An 18,362-nucleotide genomic window follows, 5' to 3' on the forward strand; every position below is an offset into this window, starting at 1 on the left:
GACGGCGCCGGGGACCAGCGCCTTTCCTCGTGAACGGGGGCGGGCTTTGTCGGCCGAGCAGGCCCGATCGCGACGCGCGCGCCAACCCCGTCGTCCTACAATTCGGGGCATGCCCAAGTCCTCTCCCGCCGAGCGCGTCGCCGAGCTGCGTGCACGCATCGAAGATGCCAACCACCGCTACTACGTGCTCGACGATCCGTCGATCCCGGATGCCGATTACGACGCACTGATGCGCGAACTCGAGGCGCTGGAGACGGCGCACCCCGAGCTCGCCAGCGAGGATTCGCCCACGCGCACGGTTGGCGCGCGCCCCGATGGCGGCTTTCCCGAGGTCCAGCACGCGATCCCGATGCTGTCGCTGGCGAACGCGTTCGAGACCGCAGGCGTGCCCGACGACGCCGACGACCGCACGCGGTTTTCCGAGGTCGCCGACTTCGAGCGTCGGATCGAGCAGAAGCTCGACATCGCAGCCCCGGTGTTCTCGGTCGAACCCAAACTCGACGGCCTGGCGATCAGCCTGCGCTACGAGGACGGGGTGTTCGTGCAGGGCGCGACGCGCGGCGACGGCGCCACGGGCGAAAACGTCACCGCGAATCTGCGCCAGGTGCGCGCGGTGCCGCTCCGGCTCCGCCTCGACGGGGCGCCGGCGCCGACGGTGCTGGAGGTGCGCGGCGAGATCTACATGCCGCGCAAGGCCTTCGCGGACTGGAATGCCAAGGCGCTGGAGAACAACGAGAAACTGCTCGCCAACCCGCGCAATGGCGCGGCCGGTTCGCTGCGCCAGCTCGATCCGGCGGTCACACGTCGCCGGCCGCTGGCGTTCTTCGCCTATTCGGTCGGCGAGGTCCGCGGCCTGGAACTGCCTGAGACCCATTCGCAGACCTTGGCGTTGCTGCGCGGATTCGGATTTCCGGTCGCGCCCGAGGTCGAGACCGCGACCGGCTTCGAAGGCCTGATCGCCTACTTCCGTCGCATCGGGTCACAGCGCGACGCGCTGCCGTACGACATCGACGGCGTGGTCTACAAGCTCGACGACTACGACCAGCAACGCGCGATGGGGTTCGTGTCGCGCTCGCCGCGCTGGGCGCTGGCACACAAGTTCCCGGCACAGGAGCAGTCGACGGTGCTGCGCGCGATCGAGGTGCAGATCGGCCGGACCGGTGCGGTCACGCCGGTCGCACGACTCGAGCCGGTCCAGGTCGCCGGGGTCACGGTGACCAACGCCACGCTGCACAACGCCGACCAGATCGCGCGGCTCGACGCGCGCGAGGGCGACACGGTGATCGTGCGCCGCGCCGGCGACGTGATCCCCGAGATCGTGCGCGTGATCGAAGACCGGCGCCCCGCCGATGCGGTGCCCTGGACGATGCCGGCCGCGTGTCCGGTCTGCGGCTCCGACCTGGTGCGCGAGGAGGGCGCGATCGCCTGGCGTTGCAGCGGCGGGCTGACGTGTCCGGCGCAGCGCAAGGAGGCCGTGCGGCACTTCGCTTCGCGTCGCGCGCTCGACATCGAGGGTCTGGGCGACAAGCAGGCCGAAGCCCTGGTCGAGTTCGGTTTCGTGCATTCGCCGGCCGATCTGTATGCCCTGACCGTCGCCGACCTGGTGCGGATGAAGACCGCCCTCGACGCCGCGACCGCCGCCGACTTCCAGCAGGCGATCGCCGACAGCAAGGGGGGCTGGTGCTCGATGCCGAAGGTGCGGCCGTTCTGGCCGAGGAGGCGCCAGTCTGGAAGGACGCCGCGTTCCTGCGCGCGCATCTGACCGTCGAGACCGGCGGCAAACTCGCCACCAAGTGGGCCGAGAACCTCGTTGCGGGCATCGACGCCAGCCGCCACACAACACTGGCGCGCTTCCTGTTCGCGCTCGGCATCCCGCACCTGGGCGAAACGACGGCCAAGTCGTTGGCGCAATGGCTGGGCACGCTCGAGTTCATCCGCAGCACGCCCGCGGTGCTGCTGCAGGCGCTGCCGGATATCGGTGGCGAGGTGGCGCGCTCGATCGCGACGTTCTTCGAGCAACCCGGCAATGTCGCAGTGGTCGATGCGCTGCTCGCGGCTGGGGTGCGCTTCTCCGATGAGGCGGCGCCGTCTGCCGAGCTGCGCGATCGGCTGGACCTGGCGCACCTGCTGGCCACGTTGCCGGTCGACAAACTCGGCGGCAAGAGCGCCGAGCGTCTGGCGCAGACCTACGGCACGCTCGCGGCCTTGCTGCGTGCGAACGAGAGCGGCTGGGTCGGCGCTGGCGCGTCCAGCGCGGGCGCGGCGAATCTCGCGGCGTACCTGGCCGACGAGCGGGCGCGCCAAGCGCTCATCGACGCCGACGCGGCCATGCAACGCCTGCTCGCCGCAGCCCCCGCACGTGCGGTGCGCAGCAGCGGCCCGCTCGACGGCAAGAGCGTGGTGCTGACGGGCACGCTGGCGTCGATGACCCGCGATGAGGCCGGCGAGAAGCTCGAAGCGCTGGGCGCGAAGATCGTCGGCAGCGTGTCGAAGAAGACGTCGCTGGTGGTGGCCGGCGAAGCCGCAGGCTCCAAGCTCGACAAGGCCCAGGCACTGGGCGTGGAGATCTGGGACGAGGCCGCGCTGCTGGCCTTCCTCGAGGCGCAGGCGTGAGCGTGCCGAGCGGGCCGAGTGCATCCTTCGCGGCGCTGCGCCTGCGCGCGCGGCTCAATGCCGTGTTGCGCGGCTTCTTCGCCGAGCGCGACGTGGTCGAGGTCGAGACGCCGGTGCTCTCGCGCGCCGGCAATACCGATCCCAACGTCGCCAGCTTCGCCACGCGCTTCGGCGGCCACGTCGATGCCGGGCCGCCGCTGCGCTGGATGCGCACATCGCCCGAGTTCCCGCTCAAGCGGTTGCTGGCCGCGGGTTTCGGCGACTGTTACGAACTGGGCCGGGTGTTCCGCGACGGCGAGGCGGGCGGGCGCCACAACCCCGAGTTCACGATGCTCGAGTGGTACCGCGTCGGCTGGGACCATCGCCGGCTCGCCGCCGAGACCGTCGCACTGGTGCAGGCTGCCCTGGCGTTGGTCGGGCGCCGGGCGGACGTCGTGGAGACCGACTACCGCACGCTCTACCGCGAGCAGTTGGGCATCGACCCGATGACGGCGCCGGAGGCGGTACTGCGGGCGGCGCTGGGCGACGTGCGGATCGATCCGGACGGCCTGGGCCGCGACGACTGGCTCGACCTGCTGATGACCCATCGCCTCCAGCCGGCCAACCCCGCTGATCGCATTCTTGTCGTGCACGACTACCCGGCCTCGCAATGCATGCTCGCGCGGATTGCCTCGCGCGACGGTGTGCCGGTGGCCGAGCGTTTCGAGCTGTACCTGGGGGCACTGGAGCTGGCCAATGGCTATCACGAACTGGCCGACGGCGCCGAGCAGCGGGCCCGCTTCGAGCGCGACCACGCGGTGCGCACCGCACGCGGCGCGGCACTGCCGGCGATCGATGAGGCGCTAATCGATGCACTCGATGCCGGCTTCCCCGACTGCGCCGGGGTCGCGTTGGGTGTGGATCGGTTGATGATGGCGATGCTGGAGACGTCGCGGATCGCGGAGGTGATCGCGTTCGATTTCGCGAGGGCGTAGCCCCTGGGGTGCGGCTGCGCCGAGCGCTTTTGCCATTGCCGTTGCTGCTGCTGTGGCTGTTGCTGGTGCTGTGGCTTTCCATCGAGCCGTAAAGCGAGCCGAGCACCGGAGCCTGGCGCGGCCGAAGAGCAGCCCTTGTCTGAGCGCAGCGAGTTTGGGCTGCGTGCCGCGCCAGGTGAGGCGCGGAGGGCACCGCCGCGGCTTCATGCGGCGGATCGCGTCCGGCGACGGCGGTTTTGCTTACTTTTGCCAAGACAAAAGTAAGCCGCGCGCGTTGCGCGCGGAAGCTGTGGACTTGATCCTGTTTTTCGCATTCTTAGAACAGCCCAAGCAAACAGCCAATGCCAAGGCAGGTGCACGGCTTTCGCCCGCTGCGCGGGCGAGTTTCTTTTGGAGGGACCCAAAAGAAACCAAAAGGTCCTTCCGCCGGACGCGATCCGCCGCGATACCGCCGCGGCGGTTCCCTGTGCTTCTCGGAAGACGGGGCACGCAGCCCAAACTCGCTGCGCTCAGACAAGGGCTGCTCTTCGGCCCCGTCATCCTGCGATGCTCGGCTCGCTTTACGGCTCGATACATCAAAAGCTCGAAGCCAAAGCCAAAGCCAAAGCCAAAGCCAAAGCCAAAGCCAAAGCCAGAGCCAGAGCCAGAGCCAGAGCTAAAGCCAGAGCAGGGCATCGATGTCTGGCGGGGCAGGAGCGGGGCCCAGGAACCCCAAGCTGCCTGCCCAACAGCAACCCAACCGCCCCGAACTACAATGGCGCCATGAACGCATCCCCCCTCGACTTCGACCGCTACGACCACATCCGCCCGATCCTGTGGACCGGCGACACGCTCGAACTGCTCGACCAGCGCAAACTGCCGTTCGTGGTCGAGCATGCGACCTGCACGACCAGCGACGAGGTCGCCCAGGCGATCCATGCGCTGACCGTGCGCGGCGCGCCGGCGATCGGTATCGCGGCGGCCTGGGGCGCGGTGCTGGGCGCGCGCGAGATCGAAGCCGATGATGGCGCGGCTGCGCTGGCCAAGCTCGAGCCGGCGCTGCAGCGTCTCAACGCCGCGCGCCCGACTGCGGTGAACCTGGCCTGGGCCTTGGCGCGCATGCGTCGGGTGCTGGCGACCGCGGGCAGCGACTGGCGCGAGGTACTGGCGCGCGAGGCGCAGGCGATCGCCGATGAGGACCTCGCCGCGAACCGGCATATGGGCGCGCTCGGCGCGGCGCTGATCGCACCGGGCAGTGGGGTGCTGACCCATTGCAACACCGGCTCGCTGGCGACCGCCGGCTTCGGCACCGCGCTGGGCGTGATTCGCGCCGGTATGGCGCAGGGCCGCATCGCCAAGGTCTTCGCCGGCGAAACACGGCCCTGGTTGCAGGGCGCACGGCTCACGGTGTGGGAGCTGCAGCAGGATGGCATCGACGCGACCCTGATCGCCGACTCGGCCGCCTCGCACCTGATGAAGGGCGGCTTCGTGCAGTGGGTGGTCGTCGGTGCCGACCGCATCTGCGCCAATGGTGATACCGCCAACAAGATCGGCACCTACCAACTTGCGATTGCCGCCCGCCATCACGGCGTGAAGTTCATGGTGGTCGCACCGTCCTCGACCGTCGACATGGACACGCCGTCGGGGGAGATGATCGAGATCGAGCAGCGCGACCCGGGCGAGCTGTTCGGTGTGGGCGGCAGTCGCACGGTCGCTGACGGCATCCAGGCCTGGAATCCGGTGTTCGATGTGACGCCAGGCGCGCTGATCGACGCGATCGTGACCGAACGCGGCGTGGTCGAACGCCCCACGACCGAGGCGATGCGCGCCCTGTTTCGCTGAGGTCGGCCCGCCTGGGCGATCGGAGGCGAGGGCGCCCAATTGTGCGGCCGGCCGGCCGGAAAGCGGGCAAGGCCCGGAAATACCGCGCCGTATCGCGCCAAGTGCTTGTTTTTACGTCGGAAACCCTGGGGCGGGCATGGCGTTTGTGCTATGATTTCCTGTCGTTTTGATCGCGTCGCCGGCGGCCGGTACGCGCAGTGTCGGCGCCTTGCGCCGATGCCGAAAAAACCGGGCCGCGCAGACAGGATGCAAGCCCTCTAGATGGTCGATTCCGCGAAAGAAATCATTCCCGTCAATCTCGAAGACGAGATGCGCCGCAGTTACCTCGATTACGCGATGAGCGTGATCGTGGGCCGCGCGCTCCCCGACGTCCGCGACGGCCTCAAGCCGGTCCATCGCCGCGTGCTGTTCGCCATGAACGAGCTCGGCGCGCACAGCAACAAACCGTATTACAAGTCGGCGCGTATCGTCGGTGACGTCATCGGTAAGTACCACCCGCACGGTGACCAGTCGGTCTACGACACGCTGGTGCGCATGGCCCAGCCGTTCTCGCTGCGCTATCTGCTGGTCGACGGGCAGGGCAACTTCGGTTCGGTCGACGGCGACTCGGCAGCGGCGATGCGTTACACCGAGGCGCGCATGTCGCGCCTGACGCACGAGTTGATGGCCGACATCGACAAGGAAACGGTCGATTTCCAGCCCAACTACGACGAGAAGGAGCTCGAGCCGTCGGTGATGCCGACGCGCTTTCCGAACCTGCTGGTCAACGGCTCGGCCGGTATCGCGGTCGGCATGGCGACCAATATCCCGCCGCACAACCTGGGGGAGGTGGTCGACGCACTGATCGCGTTGATCGACAACCCCGAGATCGACATCGACGGGTTGATGGAATACATCCCCGGTCCCGATTTCCCGACCGCCGGCATCATCAACGGCGTGGGCGGCATCCACCTGGCCTACCGCACCGGTCGCGGTCGCGTGCGCATGCGCGCCAAGGCCGAGGTCGAGGTGGCCGACAACGGCCGCGAGTCGATCATCGTCACCGAGATTCCCTACCAGGTGAACAAGGCGCGGCTGATCGAGAAGATCGCCGAGCTGGTCAAGGAAAAGAAGCTCGAGGGCATCAGCGAACTGCGCGACGAGTCCGACAAGGACGGCATGCGCATCTACATCGAGGTCAAGCGCGGCGAGTCGGCCGAGGTCGTGCTCAACAACCTCTATTCGCAGACGCAGATGGAGTCGGTGTTCGGCATCAACATGGTGGCGCTGGTCGATGGCCGCCCGCAGTTGCTGAACCTGCGCCAGATCCTCGAGGCGTTCGTCCGCCACCGTCGCGAGGTGGTCACTCGCCGGACGATCTTCGAGCTGCGCCGCGCCCGCAACCGCGCGCACATCCTCGAAGGTCTGACGGTCGCGCTGGCCAACATCGACGAGATGATCGAGCTGATCAAGACCTCGGAGAATCCCAACGTCGCCCGCGAGCGGATGCTCGGCAGGCGTTGGGACGCCGGGCTGGTCGGTGCGCTGCTGGCCGCCAGCGGCGCCGAGGCTTCGCGCCCCGAGGATCTGCCCGATGGCGTGGGCCTGATCGACGGCAGCTACCAGCTGACCGAGGCCCAGGCGCAGCAGATCCTGGAGATGCGCCTGCACCGCCTGACCGGGCTGGAGCAGGACCGCCTGACCGACGAGTACAAGCAGCTGCTGGAGACCATCCGTGGTCTGATCGAGATTCTCGAAGATCCCGACGTGCTGCTGGAAGTGATCCGCACCGAACTGCGCAACGTCAAGGCCGAGTTCGGCGACGAGCGCCGCAGCGAGATCCGCGCCAGCGAAGAGGATCTCGACATCCTCGACCTGATCGCACCCGAGGACGTGGTGGTCACGCTGTCGCATGCCGGCTACGCCAAGCGCCAGCCGGTCAGCGCCTATCGCGCGCAGAAGCGCGGCGGCCGCGGCCGCAATGCGGCGTCGACCAAGGACGAGGATTTCATCGAACAGCTGTGGCTGGTCAACACCCACGACACGCTGCTGACGTTCACCAGTGCCGGCCGCGTGTTCTGGCTGCCGGTGCACCAGTTGCCCGACGCCGGCCCGAACGCGCGCGGGCGGCCGATCATCAACTGGATTCCGCTCGAGGCCGACGAAAAGGTGCAGGCCGTGGTGCCGGTGCGCGAGTACGTCGAGGGCCAGTACGTCTTCTTCGCCACCCGCAGCGGTACGGTCAAAAAGACCCCGCTGACCGAGTTCGCCTACCGGCTGGCGCGCGGCAAGATCGCGATCCGCCTCGACGACGGCGATGCGCTGGTCGGCGTCGCGCTGACCGACGGCGACCGCGATGTGCTGCTGTTCGCCTCCAATGGCAAGACGGTGCGCTTCAGCGAGAACCGCGTGCGCTCGATGGGCCGCACCGCCGGCGGCGTGCGCGGCATCCGGCTCGACGCCGGCGAGCACGTCGTGAGCCTGATCGTCGCCGAGAGCGCAGGCGGCATCGAGGACGAGACCTTCGAGGAGACGGTCGAGGACGCGGCGCCCGAGGCGAGCGCTGAGGCCAATGGCGAGGCCGTGGTGGTCGAGACCGGCGCTGGCGAGGATATCGGCTACATCCTCACCGCGACCGAGAACGGCTACGGCAAGCGCACGCCGCTGTCGGAATACCCGTGCAAGGGCCGCGGCACGCGCGGCGTGATCGGCATCCAGACCACCGAGCGCAACGGTCGCCTGGTTGGCGCGGTGCTGCTGCGCAATGCTGACGAGGTGCTGCTGATCTCCAACGGCGGCACCCTGGTGCGCACCCGCGCCTCGGAGATCGCCCGGGTCGGCCGCAACACCCAGGGCGTGACCCTGATGCGCCTGTCCAAGGACGAGCGTCTGCAGGGCATCGAGCGCGTCGACGGCGCGATCGAAGACGAAACCGTCGACCCGATCGCACCGCCGCCGGCGGGCGACGCCCCAGCCAGCGCCGTGGACGTCCCGAGCCCTGACGCCTGACGCCGCTTAAAACCTGGGTCCAAAATCGGGGTCAGAGTGCCTTTTTCCAGAAAGGGCGCTCTGACCCCTTCGCTTTTCGTAGACGCGCCCAACCCCGAGGCCTGACGCCACGCCGCGCCGGGGGCAGCCGCCACGCGGGGTCAGAGTGTCTTTTTCCAAGGAAAAGGCACTCTGCCCCCGGTTTTGGAGGCTTGGCGTTCCTATACTGCGCCGGTTGCCAGGCGGGGAATTGGGATGTCGATCGGAATGTGGGGGCGCGTTGGCGCCCGTTGCGTCGCGGTGCTGGTGCTCGTACTGGCGGTCGCGCTCGTCGCCGGCTGTCGGCGTGATGCTGAGGGTCAGGTGCCCACCGCGGGCGGTGAGGCGATCCGCACCGAGCGCGCACAGGTCGAGGGGTTCGGCCTGGTGCGGGCATTTCCCGACCAGCACGATGGCGCGCTGTCGTTGGCCCTCGAGTTCTCGCAGCCGCTGGTCGGCACCCAGGATTTCGATGCGCTGGTGACCCTGGCCGACAATGCCGGTCGTGACGGCAGTTGGACGCTCGACGACGACGGCAAGGTGCTGCGTTTCCCGCACGTCGAGGCCAACCGGGACTACACAGTGCGCATTTCCGGCAAGCTGACCGCAGCCGACGGCAGTACGCTGGGCCAGGATCTCGAGCGCAAGGTGTTCACCGGCGAGCTGGATCCGGTCGTCGGCTTCGCCTCGCAGGGCAGCGTGCTGCCGGCGAAGGAATCGCGCGGTCTGCCGATCGTCTCGATCAACGTCGACGAGGTCGATGTCGAGTTCCTGCGCGTCGACGACGCCTCGTTGCCTGCGTTCTTCACCCAGTACCAGCGCGGCGGCCGGCGGGGGAGCTGGGATCTCGATGACCGCTACGGCTACAGCGGCCGCACGCCGCTGTCGCAGTTGGCCAAGCCGGTGTACGTCAACCGCTTTTCGATCGACGGCGCGCGCAACGAGCGTGTGCTGACCTATCTGCCGCTGCAGGGCATCAAGGAACTGCAGCAGCCTGGGCTGTACTTTGCGGTGATGAAGCGCACCGGCGAGTTCGCCGACCAGTACGAGACCGCGTTCTTCACCGTCAGCGACATCGGCCTGCATGCGCGCGCCTACCGGGAGCGGATGTTCGTGCATACGGCGTCGCTGCAGGATGGCGCGCCGATCGGCAATGCCGAGCTCAAGGTGCTCGACGGCAAGGGCGAGACGGTCTTCCGCGCCAAGACCGACGCACGCGGCAATGCGATGCTCGACTACAGGCTCGACGCGGCGCATGTGCTGGTCGCCACGCGGGGCGGGGATGTCTCGATGCTGCCGTTCAACCAGCCGGCGCTGGACCTGTCGGAGTTCGCGGTCGGCGGCCGCGAGCAGGCCTGGTTCGATGTGTTTGCCTGGTCGGGACGCGATCTTTACCGCCCCGGAGAGACAGTCCGCGTTTCGGCGCTGCTGCGCGACCAGGATGGACGTCCGGTGCAGGCGAAGGACGGCCGTGCGCAGACGTTGTTTGCGCGCCTGCGCCAGCCCGACGGCAAGACCTTCCTCGAACGCCGCATCGAGCCGGGCGAGGGCGGCTACGTCCGGTTCGAGCAGGAGATCCCGGTCGACGCGCCGACCGGCAGCTGGCGCGTGGAGTTCCGCACCGATCCGGCGAGCCGCGAGGCGGTGCAGGGCATGACCTTGCGGATCGAGGAGTTCCTGCCCGAGCGGATGAAGCTCGACCTCGACGCCGCGCAGGCGACGCTGCGCCCGGGGCAGCCGCTGCGGCTGCAGGCGACCGGGGCCTATCTTTATGGCGCGCCGGCGGCGGGCAATCGCTTCACCGCGCGGCTGGCGGTGGCCGTCGAGCGCACGCCGGTCGAGGGGCTGCCGGGCTTCTTCTTCGGCGATCCGACTGTGGAACTGCCGCGCGAGGCCAAGGATGTCGTCGATGAGGCGCTCGATGCGCAGGGCCGCCTGCAGGCCGATATCGCGCTGCCCGACGAGGCCCGACCGGTCACGCCGATCGCCGCGATTGTCTCCGGCAGCTTGTTCGAAACCGGCGGGCGCAGCGTCAACCGCACGCTCAAGCGGGTGCTGTGGCCAGCCGAGGCGCTGGTCGGCGTGCGCCCGTTGTTCGATCCTGACGATGGCGCCGACTCCAACGGCACGGCACGCTTCGAACTGGTGCGCGTGGGCCAGGACGGCAAGCCCCGGCCGCTGCAGGGCCTGAAGGTGTCGCTGGTGCGCGAGCACCGCGACTACCACTGGCGCAACGATGACGATGGCTGGCGCTACGAGTACACGCAGCGCTTCGAGACCGTGGATACGCGCAGCGTCGATGCCGGCACCGCGGCCGCGCGCTTCGACGTGCCGGTGGAGTGGGGCGAGTACCGCATCGATGTCGAGGATCCGCAGACCAAGCTGGTCTCGCGCTATCCCTTCCGTGCCGGTTGGGGCTGGGACGACGACAACCGCGGGCTCGATGCGCGGCCCGACAAGGTCAAGGTCGCGCTGGACAAGACCGGCTACCGCGCTGGCGACACGATGCGTGTCACGGTCACGCCGCCGCATCCGGGCAAGGGCCTGCTGATGGTCGAAAGTGACCGCATGCTCTATCTGCACGAGATCGATGCCAAACCGGGCAGCACGTTCGAGATCCCGGTCACCGAGGACTGGGAACGTCACGACGTCTACGTCACCGCGCTGGTGTTCCGCGGTGGCAGTGCCGCGAGTGCGGTCACGCCGGCGCGCGCGGTCGGCATCGCGCATGTGCCGATGCAGCGCCGCGATCGCCGGGTCGCGGTCGGGCTGCGGGCACCGGAGCAGGTCCGCCCGAAGGCCCGATGCAGGTCACCGTGAGCGCACCGCAACTGGCCGGCCAGTCGGCCTGGGTCACGGTCTCGGCGGTCGATGTGGGCATCCTCAACATCACCCGTTTTCCGGTGCCCGACGCCTGGCGGCACTTCTTCGCGCAGCGCCGGTTCGGCGTCGATGCCTACGATCTCTACGGGCGGATCATCGAGAGCTACGAGGGCGGCACGGCCAAGCTGCGCTTCGGCGGCGATGCACCCCTGGCCTCGCTGCCGCAGGCCCGTCGCCCCACCGCGCGCGTGCAGACCGTCGATCTGTTCGCAGGCCCGGTGAAGCTCGATGCCCGCGGCAATGCGCGGGTGCCGCTGCAACTGCCCGACTTCAACGGCACGCTGCGGGTCTCGGCGCTGGTGTTCTCGGCCGACCGCTACGGCAGTCGCGATGTCGAGACCCTGGTGCGCGCGCCGGTCGTCGCGGAGGCCAGCATGCCGCGGGTGCTCGCGCCTGGCGACCGCAGCACGGTGACCCTGGACCTGACCAATTTCAGTGGGCGGGCGGGCGCGTTCGACGTCCGCGTCGACGGTGTCGGGCCGCTGGTAATCGGTGAGGGCAGTCGCCGCGTGTCGCTGGCCGCTGACGGCAAGACGACACTGCGCTTCCCGCTGACCGCGCAGTCCGGCTATACCGTCGCCAAGGTCCGCGTGCGCGTCGACGGCAACGGGCACCGCGTCGATCGCAGCTACGACCTGCCGGTGCGGCCGGCGTGGCCAGCGGTGTTGCGCTCGAGCACCCGGGGGCTCGACGGCGCCACGCCACTGACCCTCGACACCGCCACGATGTCCGGACTGATGCCCGGCTCGGTCACGGCGCGGGTCTCGGTCAGCGCGCTGCCGCCGATTCCATTCGCCGCCGCGATCGACGGTGCGTTGCACTATCCCTACGGCTGCGCCGAGCAGACCACCAGTCGCGGTTACGCGGCGCTGCAACTCGACGAAGCGACAGTCTCGATGCTGGGCATCCGCGACATCGACGCCGGCAAGCGACGCCGGGTGGTCGAGGCCGCGTTCGGCCGGCTGGCGGCGATGCAGGTCGGCACCGGGCACTTCTCGATGTGGGGTGGCGGCGACGGCGACGTCAATCCGATGCTCACGCCTTACATCGTCGAGTTCCTGCTCGACGCGCGCGACGCTGGTTTCGCTGTGCCGGAAGGGGTGCTGCAGAAGGCGCTCGAGCGCTTGTCCGAAGACCTGCTGTCGGGCGGCGACGGGTTCTATGGCCAGAACGAGCGCGACCACCTGCGCTTCGCCTACCAGGCCTACGCCGGCTACGTGCTCGCGCGGGTCAACCGTGCGCCACTGGGCACGCTGCGCGGTCTCTATGACAACGAGCGCGCGAAGGCACGGACCGGCCTGCCGCTGGTGCATCTGGGCCTGGCGCTGTCGCTGCAGGGCGACAAGGCCCGCGGCGAGCGTGCGATCGAGGCCGGGTTCGCGTTCAAGGGTGACCGTCCGGGTTATCTGTGGGACTACGGCTCGCCGTTGCGCGATGCCTCGCTGATGATCGCGCTGACCCATGAGCGCGATGTGGCCAAGGCCACGTACGACGCCCGTGCGGTCGACATCGGGCGCGAGATCGACGCCCGTCGGCAGCACAGCTGGATGTACCTGAGCACCCAGGAGCAGATCGCGATCGCGCGCCTGGGCCGGGCCCTGATGGCCGACCAGAGCCGTCGGGTGTCGGGCACGCTGCAAGAGGGCGAGGTCGAAGAGACGATCGCCCCGGCGCCGATCATCGGACGTGCCTTCGACGAGGCCGGGCTGCGCCGCGGGGTGCGCTTGGTGCCCAAGGGCGAACCACCGATGTACGCCAGCATCGACGTCGCCGGTGTGCCGCTGCAGGCGCCGGCCGCCGAGGCCAGTGCGCTCAAGGTCGAGCGCCGGCTCTACGGCACCGACGGCCAACCGTGGACGCCCAAGCCGCTGACTGAGGGCGAAGCGCTGATCGTCGCGGTGTCAGTCATTGCCGACCGCGACATGCCCGATGCGCTGCTGACCGACCTGTTGCCGGCGGGCCTGGAAGTGGAGAACTTCAACCTGGGCGATGGCAAGCAGTGGGCCGATGTCGTGGTCGACGGCATCCGGATCACTGAACGCGGCAGCCAGGCCACGGTGCAGCATGAGGAGTACCGCGACGACCGCTTCGTCGCCGCGCTCAAGCTCGACAGCGGCCGTACCGCGCGGGTGTTCTACCTGGTCCGCGCGGTCAGCCCCGGCACCTACACCGTGCCGCCGCCGCTGGTCGAGGACATGTACCGGCCGCAGCTGCGTGGCGTCGGTCGATCGGTCCCCGAGCAGATCACGGTGGTCGAGCCGTGATCCTTGCCCGCGCCGCGATGGCCTCGCGGCGCGGGGCCAGCATCATGTCGCGCCCATCGGCTGATGGTGGAACACCTTGCTCACGATCCGCCACTGCCCATCGAGTTTCACCAGGGTGAGGAAATCGATGAAGGCCTTCGGCGGTATCGAACACGTCACCTTGGCCAATGCCGTCACCGGACCGGCCAGTTCCAGCGAGACGATGCGGTCGGTGCGTGCATGGCCCTGGCTGGCAGGCGATGGGCGCGCGGCGACGATGGGAAAATACTGCGCCATGTCCAGGTGCAGCAGGTCGCCGTCGCTGGCGCTGAAGTAGTGCGCCTGCGGGTGAAACACCTGCGCGAGCAGCGATACGTCGCTGTGGTGCAGGCCATCGAAGTACCGTGTCAGCGCGTCGGCGACGGCCTCCGCTTCGCGTGCGAACGCGATGCCGGCGCTCATGTCCGGCGCTCCGCACGAAGGGCTGTGACCGGCAGGCCATGCACGCCCCAATTGTCGAGCTCGACCTCGTCGATGATCACATGGGTGAGAGCCGGGTCCTTGGCCAGCACGCGCTGCAGCAGTTCGGTCACGCCTGCGATCAATGCCGCCTTCTGGGCGGCCGTGGTGCCTTCGCGGGTGATCTGGATCTGGACGTAGGGCATGGTGGGCTCCTGTCAGTGCAGACGTCGGGCGACCGCACGCACGCGCTCGCCGAACAGTCGTGCGGTCTCCAGGTCGCCCGCAGCCATGCCTTCGTGCGAGACGTCCGCAGGCGTGGCCGCCATGAGGCCGCTGAACGCTGCGAGATAGTTCACATCGTCGCGCCCGGAGCTGCGGACGTTTGCCGGCATCAGGCCGGTGCCGGTCCAGACCATGCCGTGCTGCTGGGAGAAGGTGAACAGCGCGCCCAAGGTCGCGAGCTTGTCGCCGTTGATGCCCGCTGAGTGGGTGAATCCCGCAGCCAGCTTGTCGCGCCAGCGCTGCGCCGTCCACAGCGCGGCGGTGGCGTCTTGGAAGCGCTTGAACTGCCAACTCACATTGCCCATGCAGGTCGGTGACCCGAAGATCAGGACATCGGACGCATCCAGGCGCGCCCAGTCCTCGGCCGAGAGTTGGCCTTGCGCGTCGATCTCGACGAGGGCGGTGTCCGATGCGGCCGCAATGGCCAGTGCCAGGCGACGGGTGTGACCGTGGCTGCTGTGGAAGACGATGCTCGTACGGGGGGACATGCGGTACCTCGGGGTAGGGATGGGGTGCCGGAATGCTATGAGGCGCCAATGGGTTGATAAACGGATAATCTGGAACATCACCAGTGAGCTCGAGTCATCAATGCCGCGCGATTTCCAGGATGTGTCCCTGGCGAGCCTCGAGCTGTTCTGTCTGGCAGCCGAGTTGGAGAGCTTCACCGCAGCCGCGCACCAGGCGGCGCTCACGCCGGCCGCCGTCAGTCGTGCGATCGGCCGTCTTGAAGACCGGCTGCAGGTGCGCTTGTTCGTGCGCACCACACGGCGCGTCCGACTCACCGAGGCCGGCCGCGCCTATCACGTGCAGTGCCAGCAGGCGCTGGGCCAACTGGCGGAGGCAGAGCGGCAACTCTCCGGTCATCAGGTCGAACCCGCGGGTCTGGTGCGCATCAGCGCACCCACCACGTTCGGCCACCATTGCCTGTTGCCCGCGCTACCGGCGTTCCGCGCGCGCTATCCGCAGGTCCGCGTGGATGTGCAGTTGAGCAATCGGAATATCGACTTCACTGCCGATGGCTTCGACCTGGCTGTGCGCGGCCGCGAGCAGGCGGATTCGGGCCTCATCGCCCGCCGGTTGCTGGACGCGGAACTGGTGGTCGTCGCCACGCCTGACTATCTCGGCCAGCATGGCGAACCTGCGACGGTGGACGATCTGCAGCGGCACGACTGCATCCAGTTCATCCTGCCCAGCTCCGGGCAGCGCGTGCCATGGCGACTGCGCGTCGGCGGTGTCGAGCGAGACGTGGCCACCGCCGGGGGATGCACTTGTACCGATGACATCCTGGGCGTGGTCACGCTGGCCCAAGCGGGCGCGGGACTGGCGCAGGTCTATCGTTTCACCGTGGAGCAGGCGCTCGCACGCGGTGCATTGGTGGAAGTGATGCAGGCCTACGGCGGCGCCTCGCGGCCGTTCTCGCTGATCCACCCGAGCAATCGCCACATGCCGTTGCGGGTGCGGGTGCTGGCGGACTTCCTCGCCGCATGGCTGCGGGATCGGGCGCGCGGCGGATCGCGGCCGCATGTGCCCGACTAGACTATGCGCCATGCCCATCGCGGATCTCGCCTCCTGCTTGCTGCCGGCTCGATACCGAATGGCCAGGGCGTGTGCGGCGCATGCGCCGGGGGCCAGGGCGGACGGGTGGGCGTCGAGCACCTGGGCAGCGATTCGACGCGGAAGCGGGATTGTCCGAGTGTCCCGCCGTGATGTCTGAGCACCGACGATGTCGGCTGCGTCGGCTGTTACCCGCCCTGCGCTGGGGGACGGTCGCACTGCTGCTGTCGCTGCTCGCGCTCGATCTTGCGTTCCCGCCGCAACTGCCCACGCGCGATGACACCAGCGTGCTGGTGGTCGCGCGCGACGGCACGCCGCTGCGCGCGTTCGCCGATGCCGATGGCGTCTGGCGCCACCCGGCCACGCCGGCGAGCGTGTCGCCGTACTACCTGCAGGCGTTGCTCGGCTACGAGGACCGCTGGTTCCGGCGCCATCCGGGCGTCAATCCACTGGCGATGGCGCGTGCGGCTTGGCAATGGGCGCGGGGCGGGCGGATCGTGTCGGGTGGCTCGACGCTGACGATGCAGGTCGCACGCATCCTCGACCCGCAGCCGGCGCACGGGCGCACGCTGGGCGGCAAGCTGGTGCAGCTGCTGCGGGCGCTGCAACTCGAGGCGCATCTATCGAAGGATGAGATCCTGACCCTGTACCTCACGCGCGCGCCGTTCGGCGGCACCATCGAGGGGGTCGAGGCGGCGAGTTGGGCCTACCTGGGCAAGCCGGCGGCCCGGCTGTCGCGGGCCGAGGCGGCGCTGCTGGCGGTGTTGCCGCAGGCGCCGAGCCGGCTGCGCCCCGATCGCGCGCCGGACGCGGCGCGTGCGGCGCGCGACAAAGTGCTCGAGCGCATGGTCGCGCTCGGCGTGTGGACGCGCGAGGCGGTCGACGATGCGAAGATCGAGCCGGTCGTGGCGCGCAGTCTGCGGCCGCCGTTGCATGCCGCGCTGCTCGCCCAGCGCCTGCGCGCGGCCAATCCGGGGCAGGCGCGGATCGTCTCGACGATCGACATCGGCCTGCAGCGCATGCTCGAGCAGCGGGTCGCCAGCTACTTCTCGCAGTTGCCCGAGCGCACCTCGGCGGCGCTGCTGGTGGTCGACAATCGCAACCTGGAGGCCTTGGCCTATGTGGGTTCGGTCGCCTTCGGCGATCGTGCGCGGCTGGGCCACGTCGACATGGTGCGCGCCTGGCGCTCGCCCGGCTCGACGCTCAAGCCGTTTCTCTACGGCATGGCGCTCGACGATGGGCTGATCCACTCGGCCAGCCTGCTGGTCGATGCCCCGCACTCGTTCGGCGGCTATCGCCCGGGCAATTTCGATGCGGCGTTCAACGGGCCGGTCGCAGCCGCCGATGCGCTGCGCCTGTCGTTGAACGTGCCGGCGGTGGACCTGCTCGACCGGGTCGGACCGGCGCGCTTCGCCGCGCGGCTCGACAATGCGGGGGTCACGCTGCGCTTCCCGCGCGGCGCAGTGCCGAACCTGTCGCTGATCCTGGGCGGCACCGGCGCGACGCTCGAACAACTGGTCGGCACGCACGCCGCGTTGCATCGCGACGGGATCGCCGGGCGCGTGCGCTATACCCGGGCCCGGCCTTGCGTGATCGCCGACTGCTGTCGCCGGGGGCGGCCTGGATCGTGCGCGAGATCCTGGAAGCGGCCGACCGGCCGGGCGAGCGCGCCGACACCTTCGACACCGGCGACCGGCCGCGGGTGTCGTGGAAGACCGGGACCAGCTACGGCTATCGCGATGCCTGGGCGATCGGCGGCACCCACCGCTACACGGTCGGGGTGTGGGTCGGCCGCCCCGATGGCACGCCGCTGCCGGGACAATACGGCGCAATTACCGCGCTGCCGCTGCTGCTCGAGACGGTCGACAGCCTGCCGCGCGGGCGGGACGATGCGCTGCGCGCGCCGCCGCCGCGCAATGTGCGGGAGGTCGATATCTGCTGGCCGCTGGGCATCGCGGCCGATGCGCAGGCCGCGCCGCTGTGCCAACGCCGGCTGACCGCCTGGACCCTCGATGGCAATGTGCCGCCGACCTTCGCCGAGCGTGATGCGGGGCGTTGGAGCGCGGGTCGTGTGCGCTTCGAGATCGACTCGCGCAGCGGGCAGCGGCTATCGGCCGATTGCGACGCCCCGCATCCGCGCGCATCGCGCGAGATCGCGCGCTGGCCGGCGCTGGTCTCGCCGTGGTTGCCCGCGGCCACGCGGCACGCGGCGCAGTTGCCTGCGCTGGCGCCGGACTGCCGGCCTGACGGCCGTGAGACGGCTGCCGCCCTGCATATCGAGGGCCTGGAGCCGGGCGTGACCCTGGTCCGGCCGCCGGGCAGCGCGCATGGCGTGCGACTGCAGGTGCGCGCGCTGGGCACCGAGTCACGCGTGCAGTGGCTGCTCGACGGGCGCTGGATCGGCGAAACCCAGGGTGCGCGCTGGCTGCGCGCCGAATTCGAGACGCCCGGCCGGCGCGAGCTGACCGCGCTGGCCGATGACGGTGCCTGGCGCAGCATCGCCTTCCATGTGGCGCCGTAGCGC

General features: G+C 69.3%; 7 protein-coding genes and 3 pseudogenes. 7 read left to right on the forward strand and 3 right to left on the reverse strand.

Annotated elements, in window-relative coordinates:
• Nucleotides 1–109 precede the first annotated feature (109 nt).
• The 5 genes and pseudogenes from BEN78_13470 (at nt 110) to BEN78_13490 (ending at nt 13,561) form a co-directional block, all read left to right on the forward strand.
• A pseudogene (locus BEN78_13470) lies at nt 110–2,613 on the forward strand (DNA ligase (NAD(+)) LigA).
• On the forward strand, nt 2,610–3,587 hold the full coding sequence (locus BEN78_13475) for an EF-P lysine aminoacylase GenX (GenBank protein ASR44223.1): 978 nt from the start codon (nt 2,610–2,612) through the stop codon (nt 3,585–3,587). Before BEN78_13470 ends, BEN78_13475 begins: the two are co-directional and overlap by 4 nt.
• Nucleotides 3,588–4,349: 762 nt before the next feature.
• A complete protein-coding gene (locus BEN78_13480) occupies nt 4,350–5,408 on the forward strand; it encodes an S-methyl-5-thioribose-1-phosphate isomerase (protein ASR44224.1) in 1,059 nt (352 codons plus the stop codon).
• A 261-nt stretch (nt 5,409–5,669) separates the two neighbouring features.
• Nucleotides 5,670–8,396, forward strand: a complete 2,727-nt coding sequence (locus tag BEN78_13485; GenBank protein ID ASR44225.1) for a DNA gyrase subunit A — start codon at nt 5,670–5,672, stop codon at nt 8,394–8,396.
• Between the two features lie 234 nt (nt 8,397–8,630).
• A pseudogene (locus BEN78_13490) lies at nt 8,631–13,561 on the forward strand (hypothetical protein).
• A 42-nt stretch (nt 13,562–13,603) separates the two neighbouring features.
• Here BEN78_13490 and BEN78_13495 read toward each other — a convergent pair.
• From BEN78_13495 to BEN78_13505, 3 genes are read right to left on the reverse strand one after another with little or no spacing between them, the layout of a single operon-like run.
• Nucleotides 13,604–14,002 (reverse strand): hypothetical protein, encoded by a 399-nt coding sequence (locus BEN78_13495; protein ASR44226.1) that lies wholly within the window; start codon nt 14,000–14,002, stop codon nt 13,604–13,606.
• Nucleotides 13,999–14,205: a tautomerase gene (locus BEN78_13500; protein ID ASR44227.1), complete on the reverse strand. Its 207-nt coding sequence runs from the start codon at nt 14,203–14,205 to the stop codon at nt 13,999–14,001. The genes BEN78_13495 and BEN78_13500 overlap by 4 nt, the downstream gene beginning before the upstream one ends.
• A 12-nt stretch (nt 14,206–14,217) precedes the next feature.
• Nucleotides 14,218–14,772, reverse strand: coding sequence for an NADPH-dependent FMN reductase (locus tag BEN78_13505; GenBank protein ID ASR44228.1), 555 nt, complete (start codon nt 14,770–14,772; stop codon nt 14,218–14,220).
• A gap of 100 nt (nt 14,773–14,872) precedes the next feature.
• Between BEN78_13505 and BEN78_13510 the strand changes: the two genes are divergently transcribed.
• Together BEN78_13510 and BEN78_13515 are read left to right on the forward strand one after the other, a co-directional pair.
• On the forward strand, nt 14,873–15,820 hold the full coding sequence (locus tag BEN78_13510; protein ASR44229.1) for a LysR family transcriptional regulator: 948 nt from the start codon (nt 14,873–14,875) through the stop codon (nt 15,818–15,820).
• Nucleotides 15,821–15,990: 170 nt separating this feature from the next.
• A pseudogene (locus tag BEN78_13515) lies at nt 15,991–18,359 on the forward strand (penicillin-binding protein 1C).
• Nucleotides 18,360–18,362: the final 3 nt, after the last annotated feature.

It is taken from the genome of Xanthomonas citri pv. mangiferaeindicae (assembly GCA_002240395.1).
Taxonomy (GTDB): domain Bacteria; phylum Pseudomonadota; class Gammaproteobacteria; order Xanthomonadales; family Xanthomonadaceae; genus Luteimonas; species Luteimonas citri_A.